The sequence below is a fragment of the Geobacter sp. 60473 genome, assembly GCF_036323535.1.
Taxonomy (GTDB): domain Bacteria; phylum Desulfobacterota; class Desulfuromonadia; order Geobacterales; family Geobacteraceae; genus Geobacter; species Geobacter sulfurreducens.
The window spans coordinates 3,385,827-3,401,030 of sequence record NZ_AP028967.1 but is presented as its reverse complement, the minus strand read 5'-3'; the positions used below and the strand labels follow the sequence as shown (position 1 = coordinate 3,401,030).

Annotated in this window: 13 protein-coding genes; all 13 read right to left on the bottom strand. The window is 64.0% G+C overall.

Annotated elements, in window-relative coordinates; translation table 11 throughout:
- Window positions 1–53 precede the first annotated feature (53 nt).
- The gene (lptM, locus tag AABA48_RS15435; RefSeq protein ID WP_010940833.1) at window positions 54–827 is read right to left on the bottom strand and encodes an LPS translocon maturation chaperone LptM; all 774 of its coding nucleotides are present in this window, start codon (window positions 825–827) and stop codon (window positions 54–56) included.
- Between the two features lie 38 nt (window positions 828–865).
- The gene (gene argH, locus AABA48_RS15430) at window positions 866–2,242 is read right to left on the bottom strand and encodes an argininosuccinate lyase (protein ID WP_338270705.1); all 1,377 of its coding nucleotides are present in this window, start codon (window positions 2,240–2,242) and stop codon (window positions 866–868) included.
- Between the two features lie 104 nt (window positions 2,243–2,346).
- Complete coding sequence (locus AABA48_RS15425) at window positions 2,347–3,510, bottom strand: hypothetical protein (protein WP_014551239.1); 1,164 nt, start codon at window positions 3,508–3,510, stop codon at window positions 2,347–2,349.
- A gap of 10 nt (window positions 3,511–3,520) precedes the next feature.
- Window positions 3,521–3,964 carry an NUDIX domain-containing protein gene (locus AABA48_RS15420; RefSeq protein WP_010940830.1) on the bottom strand — a complete coding sequence of 148 codons (444 nt, stop codon included), beginning with the start codon at window positions 3,962–3,964 and terminating at the stop codon, window positions 3,521–3,523.
- A 166-nt stretch (window positions 3,965–4,130) separates the two neighbouring features.
- Window positions 4,131–5,351: an argininosuccinate synthase gene (locus tag AABA48_RS15415; RefSeq protein WP_338270704.1), complete on the bottom strand. Its 1,221-nt coding sequence runs from the start codon at window positions 5,349–5,351 to the stop codon at window positions 4,131–4,133.
- A 32-nt stretch (window positions 5,352–5,383) separates the two neighbouring features.
- On the bottom strand, window positions 5,384–6,295 hold the full coding sequence (argF, locus tag AABA48_RS15410; RefSeq protein ID WP_286351184.1) for an ornithine carbamoyltransferase: 912 nt from the start codon (window positions 6,293–6,295) through the stop codon (window positions 5,384–5,386).
- A complete protein-coding gene (locus AABA48_RS15405; protein WP_286351183.1) occupies window positions 6,292–7,491 on the bottom strand; it encodes an acetylornithine transaminase in 1,200 nt (399 codons plus the stop codon). The genes argF and AABA48_RS15405 overlap by 4 nt, the downstream gene beginning before the upstream one ends.
- An 80-nt stretch (window positions 7,492–7,571) precedes the next feature.
- The gene (gene argB, locus AABA48_RS15400) at window positions 7,572–8,450 is read right to left on the bottom strand and encodes an acetylglutamate kinase (protein ID WP_286351182.1); all 879 of its coding nucleotides are present in this window, start codon (window positions 8,448–8,450) and stop codon (window positions 7,572–7,574) included.
- Between the two features lie 134 nt (window positions 8,451–8,584).
- Complete coding sequence (locus AABA48_RS15395) at window positions 8,585–9,700, bottom strand: hybrid sensor histidine kinase/response regulator (protein ID WP_338270703.1); 1,116 nt, start codon at window positions 9,698–9,700, stop codon at window positions 8,585–8,587.
- Window positions 9,701–9,722: 22 nt separating this feature from the next.
- A complete protein-coding gene (gene alaS, locus AABA48_RS15390; RefSeq protein WP_338270702.1) occupies window positions 9,723–12,350 on the bottom strand; it encodes an alanine--tRNA ligase in 2,628 nt (875 codons plus the stop codon).
- 68 nt (window positions 12,351–12,418) lie between these two features.
- A complete protein-coding gene (locus AABA48_RS15385) occupies window positions 12,419–12,898 on the bottom strand; it encodes a regulatory protein RecX (protein ID WP_286351179.1) in 480 nt (159 codons plus the stop codon).
- Window positions 12,899–12,926: 28 nt separating this feature from the next.
- Window positions 12,927–14,087 (bottom strand): type IV pilus twitching motility protein PilT, encoded by a 1,161-nt coding sequence (locus AABA48_RS15380; RefSeq protein ID WP_010940822.1) that lies wholly within the window; start codon window positions 14,085–14,087, stop codon window positions 12,927–12,929.
- A gap of 3 nt (window positions 14,088–14,090) precedes the next feature.
- Window positions 14,091–15,107, bottom strand: coding sequence for a recombinase RecA (gene recA / locus AABA48_RS15375; RefSeq protein ID WP_119331462.1), 1,017 nt, complete (start codon window positions 15,105–15,107; stop codon window positions 14,091–14,093).
- Between the last annotated feature and the right edge of the window lie 97 nt (window positions 15,108–15,204).

Here is a 15,204-nt window from a genome sequence, read left to right as displayed (position 1 = left end):
AAAGATTAGCGGCTTATCGCCCGGTTCCGGCCGCAGCGCGCACTGCCTGGCCCCTACTCCGGTTCGGTCAGGGCGCCCCGGACCGTGTTGGATGCGGCGCCTTCCACCAGTTGTCCGTCCACGGCAACGACCTGGCGCACCAGATAGACATAGGTGACGCCCCGCTCCAGGCGCTGGTCCTCGTAGCTCGTGCCGGTCACCGGCGACGGCGTCAAGAGGACCAAGCTGGCGAGGTCGTCGCCCCGGCGGCGGTAAATGTAGGCGCCAACGGGCTCCCCGGTCGCAGGCGGGGACGGTTCCCACTGGAGCGCGACGCCGGTTGCGCTCGATGAAGCGGCGAGGCGCGGCGCAGGCGGGGCCGCCACCATCGTGCGACGGGCCCGGTTCGAGGCCCCGCTCTCGCTGCCGTCCTTCTTGAATGAGATAACCTTGTACTGGTAGGTGGCCCCGTTGGTCAGGCCGCGGTCGGCCAGCACGTAGCGGCCGTCATAGGAACGCACGTCCTGGGGATACTCCAGGTCCACGGTCCTGATCAGCGTGTAGGCGGTGGGGCACTCCTCGCAGTCCTGCCCCGGCGGGAGCACCGGCCTGCGGTAGACCCTGAACCCGGCCAGGTCCTTGAGGGGGCGGCCCCCCTCATCCTTCTCGGGCGCGGGCCAGGAGACGTAGAAGGCGTCATCCTTCTGCTCCACCGTCAGGGTGGAGACAGAGGCAGGCACGAAGGATTCGGGCGGCACCAGCGGCCCCTTCCTGCCGCAGCCTGCCAGGGCGGCCGCAAGTGCGATTCCGGCGACGAGCTTGACTACGATCCGATGATTACCGCCCACTGTCCCCTCCCCGGCCCTGTGCCGCGACGCGAATCACGCTATCTCCCCACCTTGGCCCGCTCGATCTCCGCCTTGACGCGCTCCAGGGCCGTGCCGCCGGTGGCGACGCGGGCGTTGACCGACGCTTCCAGGGTAATCGCGTCGAAGATGTCCTCGCCGATCTTGTCCGAGAACCCCTGCCATTCATCCATGGTCAGATCCGGGAGATCCTTGCCGTTGGCGATACAGTAGGCCACGGTCTTCCCCACCACCTCGTGGGCGTCGCGGAAGGGCATCCCCTGGCGGACCAGGTAGTCGGCCACGTCGGTGGCGGTGGAGAAACCCTTGGCGGCCGCGGCCCGCATGTTCCCGGCGTTGATCCGCATCTCCCGCACCATGTCGGCGAAAATCTTGAGGCTCCCCTTCACGGTGTCGATGGTGTCGAAGAGAGGCTCCTTGTCTTCCTGCATGTCCTTGTTGTAAGCCAGGGGCAGGGCCTTCATGACCGTGAGGAGCGCCATGAGGTTGCCGTAGACCCGGCCGGTTTTGCCGCGGACCAGTTCCGGCACGTCCGGGTTCTTCTTCTGGGGCATGATCGAGGAGCCGGTGCAGAAGGAATCGGTCAGCTCCACGAACTTGAACTCGCTGGTGGACCAGAGGATCAGCTCCTCGGAGAAACGGGAGAGGTGCATCATCAGGATCGAGGAGGCCCCCATGAACTCCAGGGCGAAGTCTCGGTCCGATACCGAATCGAGGGAATTGCGGGTCACGCTGGGGAAGTCCAGCAGCTCGGCCACGTGTTCCCGGTCGATGGGGAAGGTGGTCCCGGCCAGGGCGCCGGCGCCGAGCGGAAGGACGTTCATCCGCCGCAGGCAGTCCTCCATCCGCCCCTTGTCCCTGGTGAACATCTCCACGTAGGCCATCATGTGGTGGGAGAAGAGGATGGGCTGGGCGGTCTGCAGGTGGGTGTAGCCGGGCATGATGACGCCCAGGTTGGCTTCCGCCTGGTAAATGAGGGAGTCCACCAACATATCCAGGTAGGCGGAGACCTCCACGATCTCGTCCCGCAGGTAGAGGCGGATGTCGAGGGCAACCTGGTCGTTGCGGGAACGGCCGGTGTGGAGCCGCTTGCCGGCCTCGCCGATCTTCTCCGTGAGACGCGCCTCGATGTTCATGTGGATGTCTTCCAGGGCCACGGAGAAGTCAAATTTCCCGGCCTCGATCCGGGCAAGGACCTCCTGGAGCCCCGCCACGATCTTTTCGACCTCAGCCATGGGGAGGATGCCTTGCTTGCCCAGCATCCGCGCGTGGGCGATGGAGCCCCGGATGTCCTGGTGGTAGAGCCGCTTGTCGAAGTCGATGGAAGCGGTGAATTCCTCGACGAATTGGTCGGTCGGCTCGGAAAAGCGGCCGCCCCAGAGTTTTTCGTGTGCCATGGTAGGCCTCCTGAATGTACGCTTATTGTAGGGGCGATCCTTGTGATCGCCCGGCATGCCTTTATTGTCGCGCGAATACAAGATTCGCCCCTACGTTTCGACCGTTATGCGTCCTGCGCGATCTCGAACCCCGCCACCAGCTCATCCCCGCTGATCTTGACCCAGCCGCCGTCCCGGGACGGGCGCATGATCGTGTGGACCTTGAGGGGAACCCGCGTGGTGCGCGGATCGATCTCGTGGTGGAGCGGAAGATTGAAGTAGTAGAGACGGGTCCCGGTCCCGAAGCGAAGCCGGCAAATCGGAGCGCCGTCGAAATCGTCGGTGGCGAACTCCGAGAGCTGCACCCGCGCCAGGCGGTGGCTGCTGTTGATGACCACGGAGGAGGTGCCGAAGGCGTGCCCGCCGGGGACATCCTCAATCCGGGTCTCCTCTGAGGTATTGCCGAAGACCGTTACCGTTTCCCGCACGCCGGGCGTGTCCTCCAGGTACTCGCCGTAGAACCCGGCGAGCACGTCCCGGTAGGCCCGGTGCTCGGGCTTGGGGTTGCACTGGACCACGAAGATGGTGTCCAGGGTCTGCCGGGTGGAGAAGTAGAGCTGGTTGGCGTGGTCAATGATCTGCTTGATGTTGGAGCTGTACAGGTCCCGGTAAAGGTAGTCCAGACAGATCAGAACCATGAAGTTGAAGCAGGAGGGGCGGCTCCGGAAGAGGTAGAAGTGGCGCCCGCGGTAGAGATCGTGGAACTTGTCCAGGAATTCCTCCCCGTGGAAGGGGTGGCTCTTGGCCTCCAGGAAGACACGCAGTTTCCCCGTGGCCTCCTTCACCGCAATGCAGCACCAGTTGACCGGCATCTCCAGCACATCGCCCGAATCGATGTCCCGGTCCACCAGCTCGATGGCCTCGGCGTTGTCCTCCCGGAACCGCTCCAGCATCTCCCGGTAGGCCTTGAGGCTCACGTGCTCCACCCCGAACATGGTGACGGTGTTGGGGCGGAAGGTGCCGCTGATCGCGGTCAGCATCTCGTCGAACCGGCCGACCGGGACGTGGGTCTCGGGAAACATGAGGAAGTGGAGCTTCTTCAGGTTCCCCTCGCCGGCCGCCACCAGGTCGAGGATCGACCGGACCCGCTCCCACTGGCGGTCGGGCTCCTCGATGGCGAATCCCTTCTCCGCCCCCCGCAGGTGGTTCGGCACCTGGGCGATCATGCAGTGGAGGTGGTGCCCCAGGGGATATTCGAGATTCACCTTCTTGTCGATGATCTGGACCATGGGAACCTTGTCACGTCTCGCAGCTGCAGAGCTCCGGAAATACCTTGCCGAGGATGAAGCGGGTCCCTTCGGGCATTTTGTAGCCCGCCAGCTCTCCGCGGGGGACCCAGCGGGCCTCCTCCACCTCGTCGCGGTTGTGGTCGATGTCACAATAGATGGGGTGGCAGAGGTAGTAGAGGATGATGAAGTGGTAGTTGTCCTCGCCTGGGGTCACGTGCTCGAACACGTCGATGAGGTCTTCCACCTCTACCTGGAGCCCCACCTCTTCCATAACCTCCCGCTGGAGGGCCGCGACGATCGGCTCACCCAGGTCGATCTTCCCACCGGGCATGACCCATTCCCCCTTGAAGGGGGTCACGTTCCGCTTGGTGAGGAGCACCTGACCGTCATCATCCACGATGACGGCCACGACAGAGGTGACGATGTGGTCTTTCTTGAATGTCTTGTCGGCCATGGGATAGACGAAGGGACACGGCGGACCGTGTCCCTTTTGATCTTTCTGAAAACGCGAATGTTTCGCACGGTCAAGGCACTCACGAAACGGTGCGGAGGCATACTGAACGTACGCCGCACAAGCAGTTTCGCAGGGCAACGCAGAGCGTGCGGAAAAGGCGCGTTTTCTACTTCTTCCCCTGCATGAGCGACCTGATCCGCAGCCGCAGGGAGTTGATCTTGATGAAGCCGGTGGCGTCGGCCTGGTTGAAGACCTGATCCTTTTCGAAGGTGGCGAAGTCCAGGTTGAAGAGAGAGTTGGTCTCGGACTTGCGCCCCACGGTACGGCAGTGCCCCTTGTAGAGTTTCACCCGGGCCACGCCGTTCACGCACTTCTGGGAATCGTCGATCAGGGTCTGGAGCATCTCCCGCTCCGGCGAGAACCAGTAGCCGGCATAGACCTGGCGGGCGTACTCGGGGATGAGGGAGTCGCGGATCCGCATGACCTCGCGGTCCATGGTGATCTGCTCCACCGCCGAGTGGGCCTCGCGCAGGATGGTGCCGCCGGGGGTCTCGTACACGCCCCGGGACTTCATGCCCACGGAGCGGTTCTCCAGGAGATCGACCCGGCCGATACCGTGCTCGCCGCCGATGTAGTTCAGGTGAGCCAGGAGCTGGGCCGGGCTCATCTTCTCGCCGTCAACGGCCACGGCATTGCCGTTTTTGAATTCGATCTCCACGAACTGGGGCTTGTTGGGGGCCTTTTCCGGCGCCTTGGTCAGCACGTACATGTTCTCGGGGGGCTCGGCCCAGGTATCCTCCAGGATGCCGCCCTCGAAGGAGATGTGGAGGAGGTTGCGGTCCGAGGACCAGGGACGCTTCTTGGTGACCGGGATCGGGATCCCGTTCTTCCTGGCGTAGTTCACCAGGGCCTGGCGGCTGTTGAGCTTCCACTCGCGCCAGGGGGCAACCACGGTGATGGCCGGGTCAAAGTGGTAGTAGGCCAGCTCGAAGCGGACCTGGTCGTTCCCCTTGCCGGTGGCGCCGTGGGAAACGGCGTCTGCCCCCTCGATCTTCGCGATCTCCATCTGGCGCTTGGCGATGAGAGGCCGGGCAATGGAGGTGCCCAGGAGGTAGTGCCCCTCATAGATGGCGTTGGCGCGGAACATGGGGAACACGAAATCCCTGACGAACTCTTCCTTCAAATCGTCGATGTAGACCTTGTCAGCGCCTGTGGCGATGGCCTTGTCCCGGATCGGCGCCAGCTCGTCGCCCTGGCCCAGGTCGGCGGAGAAGGCGACGACCTCGCAGCCATACTCGTTCTTGAGCCACTTGAGGATGATGGATGTGTCCAGTCCGCCCGAATAGGCAAGGACGATCTTCTTGACGTCTTTGTGCGCTTTGGCCATGAGTATCTCCTTTTGATCGGAATGAAATCGGGTTACTTCATCAATGAAGCCATGATGGCTTTCTGAATGTGGAGCCGGTTCTCGGCCTCGTCCCAGACAGCGGAGCGGGGACCTTCGATGACGCTGTCGGTGATCTCCTCGCCCCGGTGGGCCGGGAGGCAGTGGAGGACCATGCAGTCGGGCCGGGCCAAGGCAACCAGGGCGTCGTCGAGGCAGTAGCCCTGGAACGCCGCCTCACGCTCCTTCTGCTCCTGCTCCTGCCCCATGCTGGCCCAGACATCGGTGTTAACGACGTCGGCGTCGCGCACGGCCTCCTCAGGATCCTCGGTGATGGTGATGGAGGACGTGGCCCGTTTCTGGGCCCAGTCCCAGACCTGACGGTCGGGCTCGTACCCGGTGGGGCAGGCCAGGGCCAGGTCGAAGCCAAGGATGGCGGCCGCTTCGATCCAAGTGTTGGCCATATTGTTGCCGTCGCCGACCCAGGCGAATTTCAGCCCCTGATAGCCCCCCTTGTATTCGATGACCGTGAAGAGGTCGGCCATGATCTGGCAAGGATGAAACAGGTCGGTGAGGCCGTTGATGACCGGCACCGACGAGTAGCGGGCGAACTCCTCAACGATCTCCTGGCCGTAGGTGCGGATCATGACGCCGTCACAGTAGCGGGCCATGACACGGGCCGTGTCCTTGATGGGTTCGCCCCGCCCCATCTGGGACGTGGCCGAGGAGATGAACAGGGGATGGGCTCCCAGTTGGGCGACTCCCACCTCGAAGGAGACGCGGGTCCGGGTGGACGATTTCTCGAAGATGAGGGCCACGCTCTTCCCCTCCAACAGCCGGTGGGGAACGCCCTGCTTCTGCTTGTCCTTCAGCTCCCGGGTGAGGGTGAAGAGTCCGTCGAGCTCCTCTTTCGTGAACTGGTTGAGGGCCAGAAAGTGCCGGGTCATTTCGTCATTTCCTCCAGGATCCCGTCAAGGACGGCGATCATGTCATTCACTTCCTGCTTGGTCACCACCAGGGGAGGGACGAACCGGAGCACCCGGTCCTGGGCGACGTTCAGGAGCACGCCCCGCTCCAGCCCCTTGAGCACAATGTCGCCGGCCGGCACCGACAGTTCCATGCCGACCATGAGACCGATGCCCCGCACGTCGGTGATGATGTCGTATTTTCCCTTGAGCCGCTCCAGCTCCCCCACCAGGTATTCGCCCATCTCCTCGGCCCGGTTCAGGAGCCCCTCCTCCAACACGGCCCGGACGGCTGCCAAACCCGCGGCGGTGACCAGGGGATTGCCCCCGAAGGTTGAGCCGTGGGTGCCGGGTGAAAAGGACGCGGCGATCTCGTCCCGAGCCAGCATGGCGCCGATGGGGGCGCCGCCGGCAAGGGCCTTGGCCAGGGTCATGATGTCGGGGGTCACGTCAAAGTGTTCATGGGCGAAGAGCTTGCCGGTCCGCCCGATCCCCACCTGAACTTCGTCGAAGATGAGGAGCAGGCCGTGGCGATCGCAGATCTCCCTGACCTTCCGGAAGTAGTCGGCGGAGGGGACGACCACGCCCCCCTCCCCCTGGATCGGCTCCAGCATCACCGCGCAGGTCTTGGGGGTAACCGCCGCCTCCAGGGCCGCGGCATCGTCGAAGGGAACATAGGTAAAGCCATGGAGGAGCGGGTCGAAGAATTTCTGGACCTTTTCCTGGCCCGTGGCGGAGATGGTGGCCATGGTCCGACCGTGGAAGGAAGCCAGCGCCGTGATGATGCCATAGCGTTCGGCGTCGCCGGTCTTCTCCCGGGCATGCTTGCGGGCCAGCTTGATGGCGGCCTCGTTGGCCTCGGCGCCGCTGTTGCAGAAAAAGACCTTGTCCGCGAAAGAGTGGGCGCAGAGCAGCTCGGCCAGCTCGATCTGGTTCGGGATGTGGTAGTAGTTGGAACAGTGGATCATCTCGGCGGCCTGCGTGCGCAGAGCCTCAACCACCTTCGGGTGGCAGTGCCCCAGGTTGTTCACGGCCACGCCGGCAAGGAAGTCGAGATACTCCTTCCCGTCCGCGTCCCAGACCCGGCACCCTTCCCCCCGCACCGGCACCAGGGGGTACCGGCCGTAGGTCTTCATGATGTATTTGTCAGCCTTTGCAATCCATTGGGTGGTATTCATATCAGCGATCCTCATGGGCGGCCTGGGCCGCGCCTGTCCGTTTCATGCCTCTGACCGGGGCTTCCTGCCGGGAGAGGCCGTCATCGGTGGATCTCGGTGCCGACGCCGACGTCGGTGAAGATCTCCAGCAGAACCGCGTGCAGCACCCGGCCGTCAATGATGGAGGCCTTTCTGACCCCCTCCTGGATGGCATCGACGCAGCAGGTGACCTTGGGAATCATGCCGCCGGTGATGACGCCGCCGTCGATGAGGTCGGGCACCGTGTCGAGGTGGATGCTGGAGAGGAGGTCCCCCGCCTTGTCCTTCACCCCTGCCACGTCGGTGAGCAGGATCAGCTTCTCGGCCCGCAGGGCTCCGGCAACCCGGCCGGCCACCAGGTCGGCGTTCACGTTGTAGCTCTCTCCCTGCTCGCCCACCCCCACCGGGGCGATGACCGGGATGAACTTGCCGTGCTCCAGGGTCTGGATCAGCTCCTGGTTCACCTTGACCACGTCGCCCACGAAGCCGATGTCCACCGGCTCCACGGTGCCGTCATCCTGCCTGATCTCCTGGAGAAGCTTGCGGCAGAGGAGGAGATTGCCGTCCTTGCCCGAGAGCCCCACGGCCCTGCCGCCGTGCTGGTTCAGGTACCCCACCACCTCTTTGTTCACCTGGCCGGTGAGGACCATTTCCACCACCTGCATGGTGGCGGCGTCGGTGACCCGCATCCCCTTCACGAATTCGGAGACGATGCCGTACCGCTTGAGAGTCTCGTTGATCTGGGGGCCGCCGCCGTGGACCACGACGGGGTTGATCCCGAGGGACTTCAGCATGATGACGTCGAGGGCGAAGGATTCCTTCAGGGCCTCGTCCGCCATGGCGTGGCCGCCGTACTTGATGACAATGGTCTTGCCGGAGAAGCGCCTGATATACGGCAGCGCCTCCATGAGGGTATTTGCCTTGTCGATGAGATGCTGCATCCGGAATGGCCTCCCGGGCGGTGGGATAGGGGCGGGGACGGTCGCAAGAAAGGTGTAACTATAGCAGAACGGGGGAAATAATCAACCGTGAAAGGCGGCTCACAGCGCGCGTAGCCGGGCGGATGACGCCGGTCTCAGGCGGCTGCGCGGGGGAGGGCAATGGTGACCCGGGTTCCTGCGCCGGCTTCGCTCTCGATGGAGATGGTGCCATCGTGGAGCTTGACGAACTCACGTGCGTAGAAGAGACCGAGGCCGAAACCGCGGATCTGGCCGGTGCCTTCGGGGTCCACCTGGTAGAACTTCTCGAATATCTTGGGGATTTCGTCGCGGGGAATACCCACGCCCGTGTCCTCGACGGCCAACAGGTACTCGTCGCCCGACTCCCTCAGAGTGATGGTGATCTTGCCTCTTTCCCGGGAAAACTTGTAGGCGTTGTCGATGATCTGGCCTATGGCGAAGGCAATCTTCTCACGGTCCAGGGAGATTGGAGGCAGCGGGGCCAGGTCGAAGGTGGTGACGATGCCGGACTTAGCGACCGCCTCGCGGGACGACGTGACGAGCTTGGGAACCAGGTCCTGCAGCAGGCACGGCTCGGGTTGGAGGCCCGCCTCGGCGTCCATGAAGCGACTGAAGGCGAGGAGTTCACTCACCAGGCTTTCCAGATAGCGGGACTGGCCGAAGATAAGCTCCAGATTCCTGCGGGATTCAGGGTCGTCGGGGTCATAGACGCCGCACGCGAGATTCTGGAGAAAGAGCGAGATGGCGGTGAGCGGCGTCCGGAACTTGTGGGAGATGAGCGACAGAAAGTTGCTCTTGAGCCGGTCCATGCTCTTGAGGTTGGCGATCTCCTCCTTGAGAACCTTCTTGTCCAGGGCGCGGTCCACTGCCGTCTTGAGCTGCAGGAGGTTCAGGGGTTTGGTGATGAAGTCGTCGGCGTCCGCCTTGAGGGCATTGAGGATGATGTCCTTCTCGGCGTAGCCGGTCATGACGATGACCACGAGCGTCGGTTCCATCTCCTTGAGGCGCCGCAGGAGCTCGATGCCGTTCAGCTTCGGCATCATTACGTCGGTGAGGATAACGTCGATCCCCCCCCGCTCGAACAGGCGCAGGGCCTCTTCGCCGTCGCCGGCCTGAAGGACCCGGTACCCCTTGAGGGCCTTGGCGCACAGGTCGCGGATCACCGATTCGTCATCCACGACGAGAATCGACTTGAGACCGCGCTCGGACTGCATCTTGGTCACGATATCCATGGTGTTCCTGCCGTTTCCCCGGTCAGGGGACGAGTTCACACACCTTGCCGAGGGCCTCGCCGAGCTTGTCCGGCAGGGTTCCGCCCGCCTGGGCCAGCTCAGGTTTCCCTCCTCCGCTACCGCCGATAATGGGGGCAAGCTGACGGATCAGGTCGCCGGCCTTGACGCGGCCGGTCAGATCCTTGGTCACCGCCACCAGAAGATTCGCCTTTCCTTCCTTGACGCACCCGAGGGCCACCACCCCGGAGCCGAGCCGGTCCTTGAGGGTGTCGGCCAGTTCCCGGAGTTTCTTCGGATCGTCCACCTCGGCCAGGGTGGCGAGGACCTTGACGCCGTTCACCTCCCGGACATCCGCCAGCAGGTCCGCTGAGCGGGCGGCGTTGAGGCGCGACTCCAGGGTCTCGATTTCCCGCTGCATCTCCTTCTGGCGCGCCAGCAGCCGCTGGAGGCGCTCCACGTTGTCGCCCCCCTCGGCCTTGATCAGGGCGGCGACCTCTTTCCGCTCGTCCTCCAGCTCCTGCACGTGACGCAGGGCGCCCATGCCGGTCAGGGCCTCGATGCGGCGGACCCCCGCGGCGATTCCCGCCTCGGAGAGGATCTTGAAGAAACCGATGTCGCCGGCGGCGTGGACATGGGTGCCGCCGCACAGCTCCATGCTCACCTCGCCCACCCTGACCACCCGGACAGTGTCCCCGTATTTTTCGCCGAACAGGGCGGTGGCGCCGATCTCCATGGCCTCGTCCAGGGCCATTTCCCGGGCATGGACGTCGTCGTTGGCCATGATGCAGGAGTTGACGATCTCCTCGACCCGCCGGGTCTCTTCGGGTGTCATGGCCGCGAAATGGGTGAAGTCGAAGCGAAGGCGGTCCGGCCCAACCAGGGAGCCCGACTGCTTCACATGGTCTCCCAGCACCTGGCGCAACGCCGACTGAAGGAGGTGGGTTGCGGTATGGTTGCGGGCGGTGGCGTCGCGGCCCGGCGCGACCTTCAGATCGCAGGCGTCGCCCTGCCTGATGGTGCCCTCGACCACGGTCCCCCGGTGGACGATGAGATCCGAGAAAGGACGAAGCGTTTCCGTAACCTCCACGTGGGCGCTGCCCGTGGAGATGGTTCCGGTGTCCCCCACCTGGCCGCCCGACTCGCCGTAGAAGGGAGTGGCGTCGGTGATGATCTCCACCCGGTCGCCGGCCGTGGCCTCGGCCACCTCGGCCCCTCCCTTGAGGAGGACCGTCACCGGAGAGTAGGCGGTGCGGGCTTCGTAGCCCGTGAAACGGCTCCGGACGCCCCGGGAATGGAGGGTCTTGTGGACCTCGGCGATCCCCTCCTCGCCGGAGCCCTTCCAGTGCTCCCGGGCCTGCTCCCGCTGTCGCTCCATGCAGGCTTCGAAACCGTCTTCATCGATGGTGAACCCTTCGCTCCGTACGATGTCAGCGGTGAGATCCGTGGGAAAGCCGAAGGTGTCGTAGAGCCGGAACAGGGTCTCGCCGGGGATGACCGTGCGCCCTTCGTTCTTGAGATCCGCCACGGCCTCGTTGAGGATGGCGAGTCCCCGGTCGAGGGTTTCGGCAAAGCGCTCCTCCTCGGCCCGGATCACCTTCCTGATGTATTCCTCCCGCTCCAGGAGCTCCGGGTAGGCATCGCCCATCATGGCGCTGACGGCCTCCACCATCCGGCAGATGACCGGTTCGGCAAAACCGAGCATCTTCGCGTGCCGGGCGGCCCGGCGCATGATCCGGCGCAGCACGTAGCCCCGTCCCTCGTTGGAGGGGAGGACGCCGTCGCAGATCAGGAAGGTGGTGGCCCGGACGTGGTCCGCCATGACCCGCATGGAGACGTCGTCTTTCTCGCTGTGCCGGTAGCGCTTGCCCGAGAGCTTTTCCACGTGCCCGATGATCCCCTGGAACAGGTCGGTGTCGTAGTTGGACTTCACCCCCTGCATGACCGTGGATATCCGCTCAAGCCCCATGCCGGTATCGACGGAGGGCTTGGGCAGAGGGGTGAGCACCCCGTCTGCGGAGCGGTTGAACTGCATGAAGACGTTGTTCCAGATCTCCATGTACCGGTCGCAGTCGCACCCAACGGCGCAGTCGGGGCTGCCGCAGCCGACCTCGGGACCGTTGTCCCAGAAAATCTCGCTGCAAGGGCCGCAGGGCCCGGTATCGCCCATGGCCCAGAAGTTGTCCTTCTCGCCGAAGCGGTAGATCCGCTCCCGGGGAACCCCCTCCTGCAGGTGCCAGATGTCGGCGGCCTCGTCGTCGTCCGTATAAACCGTCACGTAGAGGCGGTCTTTATCGAGGCCCAGGTCTTTGGTGAGGAATTCCCAGGCAAAGGCGATGGCCTCTTTCTTGAAATAGTCGCCAAAGGAGAAGTTGCCAAGCATCTCGAAGAAGGTATGGTGTCGGGCAGTGCGCCCCACGTTCTCCAGGTCGTTGTGCTTGCCGCCTGCCCGGACGCACTTCTGGGAGGAGCAGGCCCTGACGTAATCACGCTTCTCCAGGCCCAGGAAGCAGTCCTTGAACTGGTTCATGCCGGCATTGGCGAACAGGAGCGTGGGGTCATTGTGGGGAATGAGGGGGGAGCTGGGCACGACGGCATGCCCCCGGTCGGCGAAGAACTTGAGAAATCGGGCGCGTATCTCTTTTCCGGTCATCGGGTCCTCTGTATCTGCATGATCATTGTAATATTGTATGGTCAATCTCTTCGTACGGTGCCGTTCCGTCATTCATCGACGGGACACCGGAGCGCTTCAAGAATGGCACTGAGCCCGAACCCGCGACGCTGGAACCAGCCCACCACCCGCCGCTTTTCGCGAGGGTCCGCCACAGCCGGATCGAAGCCGGGAAATTTCCGGGCCAGCAGGTCTCCGACCAAGGCCCGCTCGTCGCAACCGGCCGCCGCCTGGGCCAGGGCCTCTTCGGCCAGTTCCGGCGGAATCCCCCGGCGGCGCAACTCGACCCGGAGCCGCGCTCCCACCATCTTCCCCTGAGCCAGGGCAGACTCCGCCAAGCGGCAGGCAACGCGGCGGTCATCCAGGTAGCCGAATTCCCTGAGACGTGCGACGATGCGGTCGATCTCCCCCGCGTCGACCCCCCTGGACCTCAGCTTGCGAGCAAGTTCGGCTTCGCTGTGGTCCCGACGCGAAAGGATGTCGAGGGCGGTGGACAACGGGTCACGCCGCCGCTCCGGTCGGGAATGCATGCTTGAATCAACCTCGCGGGCCACCGGCCTAGAACTTCTCGATGCCCTCGACGGAGCCCTCTCCCTCCGCAGGGGGAGCCTCGTCATGGACGAAGTCGTCCCACGTGCTGTCGGAGGTGGACGAGATGCCGGACACCTTGAGGGCGAAGTCGTCGGGGTTGGACGACTGGCGGAGCGCCTCCTCGTAGGTGATGAGCTTCTGGGTGTAGAGCAGCATCAGGGACTGGTCGAAGGTCTGCATCCCGTACGAGGTATAGCCCTGGGCAATGGCTTCGGGGAGGAGTTTCGTCTTGTCCTTGTCGTCGATGTATTCCTTGATCCGGGCGGTGCCGATCATGATCTCGACTGCCGGTACCCGGCCCTTGCCGTCGGCGCGGGGGACCAGGCGCTGGGAGACGACGCCCTTGATCACGCCGGCGAGCTGGATCCTGACCTGGCGCTGGTGATAGGGAGGGAAGACCGAGATGATCCGGTTGATGGTCTCGGTGGCATCCAGGGTGTGGAGGGTCGACATGACCAGGTGACCGGTCTCGGCCGCGTGCATGGCAGTCTCGATGGTCTCCAGGTCGCGCATCTCGCCGACCAGGATCACGTCCGGGTCCTGGCGGAGGGCACCCTTGAGGGCAGTGGCGAAGGAGACGGTGTCGAACCCCACCTCCCGCTGGGAGAGGATGCTCTTCTTGTCGCGATGGAGGAATTCCACCGGGTCTTCAACGGTAATGATGTTGCAGGTCCGGTGCTCGTTGATGTAGTCGATCATGGCGGCCAGGGTGGTGGACTTGCCGCTCCCCGTGGTGCCCGTGACGAGAATGAGGCCCCGCTCTTCCATGGCCAGCTTTTTTATGACCGGCGGCAGGGTCAGGTTCTCCATGGAGGGGATGCCGAAGGGAATGAAGCGAAACACCATTGCCACCGTGCCGCGCTGGGAGTATACGCTCACCCGGAAGCGGCCCAGGCCCGGCACGCCGTAGGCGGTGTCGCATTCGAAGTGCTCTTCGAAAAGACGCTTCTGCCGATCGTTCATGATGGCGAGCGCCATGGCGCGCACCTGGTCAGGGGCCAGCCGCGGCGCATTCGGGATCGGCCGCAGGCGCCCGTCGATCCGCACGACGGGCGGGAGACCCGTTTTGATGTGGACGTCGGACGCCTTGGCGCGAACCGCGACGGTGAGGATGTCGTTCAGTTCCATGGGCTATGCCGCTTCCTTTGCCCCTTTGCGGGGAATGCCGGCCACATCGTAAACCTTCCCTTCGATCTCGTCCACCAACTCGGGCCGCTCTTTGAGAAAGAGGCGGGAGTTTTCGCGCCCCTGGCCGATCCGGTCACCGCCGTAGGAGAACCAGGCGCCGCTCTTGTCCACGATCCCCTTCTCCACGGCCAGGTCGAGGATGTCGCCCTCGCGGGAAATGCCCTCACCGTAGTAGATGTCGAACTCCACCTCCTTGAAGGGGGGGGCGACCTTGTTCTTGACCACCTTTACCTTGGTGCGGGAGCCGATGACGTCCTGCCCTTGCTTGAGGGATGCGATCTTGCGGATATCGAGGCGTACCGAGGCGTAGAACTTGAGGGCGTTGCCGCCGGTGGTGGTTTCGGGGTTGCCGAACATGACGCCGATCTTCATCCGGATCTGGTTGATGAAGATGACGCAGCAATTGGACTTGGAGATGATGCCGGTGAGCTTGCGCAGGGCCTGGGACATGAGCCGGGCCTGGAGCCCCATGTGGGAGTCGCCCATTTCCCCTTCGATCTCGGCCTTGGGGACCAGGGCCGCCACCGAGTCGATGACGAGAACGTCCACGGCGCCGCTCCTGACGAGCATCTCGGCGATTTCCAGGGCCTGCTCCCCGGTGTCGGGCTGGGAGACGAGCAGGTCGTCCGTCTTGACGCCGAGCTTGCGGGCATAGCCGATGTCAAGGGCGTGCTCGGCATCGACGAACGCGGCGATGCCGCCCATTTTCTGGGCCTCGGCCGCGATATGCAGGGCGAGCGTGGTCTTGCCCGACGACTCGGGTCCGTAGATCTCGATGATCCGCCCGCGGGGGACGCCGCCAACGCCGAGGGCCAGATCAAGGGAGAGGGAGCCGGTGGGGATGGCGGCCACATCGGGGAGGGCCTCATCTGCCCCGAGGCGCATGATCGCCCCCTTGCCGAACTGCTTTTCTATCTGGCTGAGCGCAAGCTCTATCGCCTTTTCGCGTTCTTGGGTCACAATCGCCTCCTGGGCGGTGCCGACGGCGGCCGGCGCCACGTTTCGTATCGGTCAGTTGATCAGAAATAACACAGATCTTTCGGTCTTTTCAAGGGTA

Coding starts and splice junctions, on each gene's coding strand:
- argH (WP_338270705.1), bottom strand. CDS start 2,242: ATGGCACACGAAAAACTCTGGGGCGGCCGCTTTTCCGAGCCGACCGAC.
- AABA48_RS15425 (WP_014551239.1), bottom strand. CDS start 3,510: ATGGTCCAGATCATCGACAAGAAGGTGAATCTCGAATATCCCCTGGGG.
- AABA48_RS15420 (WP_010940830.1), bottom strand. CDS start 3,964: ATGGCCGACAAGACATTCAAGAAAGACCACATCGTCACCTCTGTCGTG.
- AABA48_RS15415 (WP_338270704.1), bottom strand. CDS start 5,351: ATGGCCAAAGCGCACAAAGACGTCAAGAAGATCGTCCTTGCCTATTCG.
- argF (WP_286351184.1), bottom strand. CDS start 6,295: ATGACCCGGCACTTTCTGGCCCTCAACCAGTTCACGAAAGAGGAGCTC.
- AABA48_RS15405 (WP_286351183.1), bottom strand. CDS start 7,491: ATGAATACCACCCAATGGATTGCAAAGGCTGACAAATACATCATGAAG.
- argB (WP_286351182.1), bottom strand. CDS start 8,450: ATGCAGCATCTCATCGACAAGGCAAATACCCTCATGGAGGCGCTGCCG.
- AABA48_RS15395 (WP_338270703.1), bottom strand. CDS start 9,700: ATGGATATCGTGACCAAGATGCAGTCCGAGCGCGGTCTCAAGTCGATT.
- alaS (WP_338270702.1), bottom strand. CDS start 12,350: ATGACCGGAAAAGAGATACGCGCCCGATTTCTCAAGTTCTTCGCCGAC.
- AABA48_RS15385 (WP_286351179.1), bottom strand. CDS start 12,898: ATGCATTCCCGACCGGAGCGGCGGCGTGACCCGTTGTCCACCGCCCTC.
- AABA48_RS15380 (WP_010940822.1), bottom strand. CDS start 14,087: ATGGAACTGAACGACATCCTCACCGTCGCGGTTCGCGCCAAGGCGTCC.